Source organism: Vibrio fujianensis, from assembly GCF_002749895.1.
Lineage (GTDB): Bacteria > Pseudomonadota > Gammaproteobacteria > Enterobacterales > Vibrionaceae > Vibrio > Vibrio fujianensis.
This window is the reverse complement of sequence record NZ_NBUS01000040.1, coordinates 308,926-310,738: the sequence shown is the minus strand read 5'-3', so window position 1 is coordinate 310,738 and position 1,813 is coordinate 308,926. Positions and strand designations below refer to the sequence as shown.

Genomic DNA, 1,813 nt, shown 5'->3' with positions numbered 1-1,813 from the left:
CCTTTAGCCGTATAACACTGAGGCAGCAAGCGCTATTTTTCAGGCCCGTCACCAAATAACCGACATCCAGCCACACTTAACCATCCAGTCATCGCCGATCACACCGGCGATGACAACATTTTCCAACTAAATGCATCACGTGATCTGCTTCAGGTGCTTCAAACTCGGTTGTATTACCCAATGCAGGCTCTTATGATGCGATCCGATAACAGTTAAGCTGTGTGATCAACGCTGCAACCCTCGGTGTGGTTAACTCGCTGATATCTTTCTTTTCTTGCACGGCATACCGAATATCAGTGCTTCTTACCTTGATTTTTTCTGGGCAGGCCATCACCGACCAGCGTTGAAGAATATCCTGGGCACGATAAAATTGACCAAATTGAAATAGGTTATCGGGGCCAATGACAAAAGTCAGTTCCGCCTCGGGCCATTGCGCTTGTAAAAAAGAAAGCACAGCATAAGTCGTTACGCTTTGACCCGGCTGTAAAAGCTCTTTTTCAACCGTGGCTAATTGAGCTTGAGGTAAACTTAAATCGGCAATAAATGCTTCGATTAACCGACAACGGACTTCATAATCCACCATCTCTTTCCCCCATGCATGCGCAATACTGGGGACAAGTACAATGCGATCAAAATGAGTTAACGACTCGATCACACTCTGATGCCCAATCGTTGGCGGATTAAAAGCGCTACCAAATACGGCTATTTTTTCCATCGATTTCTCTCTTTATTTTCGAGATCGTATTCACGGTTTTCTAATTTATCGTTTTCGGTATGATATAACTAATTTACATCAAGATGCGAGGATCCAAACATGGTTTCGCTTACTGGGAAAGGAAAAATTATGGAACAAATGATTCGAAAAGAGATGCGGGTACAACCAAACATTGATCCTCAGTTTGAAATTGAACGTCGAGTCGCATTCATTCAGCGTAAGCTAGTAGACTCTGGCTGCCATGCCCTTGTACTGGGGATCAGTGGCGGGGTTGACTCAACCACCTGTGGTCGTTTAGCTCAATTGGCGATCGAAGCATTAAATCAACAACACAATACGGATCGATACCAATTTATTGCGGTGCGTTTGCCTTATGGTGAACAAAAAGATGAGCAGGAGGCGCAACTCGCCCTCTCTTTCATTCAACCGACTCATTGTGTTTCCGTCAATATTAAATCCGGAGTCGATGGCTTACATTCGGCCTCGCATCAAGCGCTCTCGGGGACGGGATTATTGCCCACCGATAAGGCAAAAATTGATTTTGTAAAAGGCAATGTCAAAGCTCGAGCGAGAATGGTTGCTCAATATGAAATTGCAGGGTATGTGGGAGGCTTGGTATTAGGAACTGATCACTCAGCCGAAAATATCACAGGGTTTTATACAAAATATGGGGATGGCGCTTGCGATTTAGCACCACTCTTTGGCCTCAATAAGCGTCAAGTTCGTCTGGTGGCAGCTCAACTCGGAGCCCCCGAAGTATTAGTGAATAAAATACCCACCGCCGATTTAGAAGAACTGACGCCACAAAAGGCGGATGAAGAGGCACTCAATCTGACCTATGAACAAATTGATGATTTTCTCGAAGGTAAACCCGTTCCTTCTTCAATCACAGAACGTCTGATTCATATTTATCAAACGACACAACATAAGCGTCAACCTATCCCAACCATTTATGATGATATCGAAACCGAATAAATATTCGGTTATCCCTTTCCTACTTGAAGCTGCTGGGGTGTTGGCTACGTTCGTTCACCCCAATCACATCGCCTATTTATGCTCATGGGGATTAGGAGAGCCAGACTTATTCGTTTGGCTTTT

General features: G+C 44.6%; 2 protein-coding genes. One reads left to right on the top strand and one right to left on the bottom strand.

All coding sequences use genetic code 11. The features are described from left to right. Nucleotides 1-190 precede the first annotated feature (190 nt). Nucleotides 191-715 (bottom strand): nicotinate-nicotinamide nucleotide adenylyltransferase, encoded by a 525-nt coding sequence (locus B7C60_RS07280; protein ID WP_099611073.1) that lies wholly within the window; start codon nt 713-715, stop codon nt 191-193. Between the two features lie 129 nt (nt 716-844). Here B7C60_RS07280 and nadE point away from each other — a divergent pair, with 129 nt between their 5' ends. Next, nucleotides 845-1,690, top strand: a complete 846-nt coding sequence (gene nadE, locus B7C60_RS07275; RefSeq protein ID WP_099611072.1) for an ammonia-dependent NAD(+) synthetase — start codon at nt 845-847, stop codon at nt 1,688-1,690. Nucleotides 1,691-1,813: the final 123 nt, after the last annotated feature.

Excerpts from the sequence above, each read along its gene's own strand:
- nadE (WP_099611072.1), top strand. The coding sequence starts at position 845 with ATGGAACAAATGATTCGAAAAGAGATGCGGGTACAACCAAACATTGAT.
- B7C60_RS07280 (WP_099611073.1), bottom strand. The coding sequence starts at position 715 with ATGGAAAAAATAGCCGTATTTGGTAGCGCTTTTAATCCGCCAACGATT.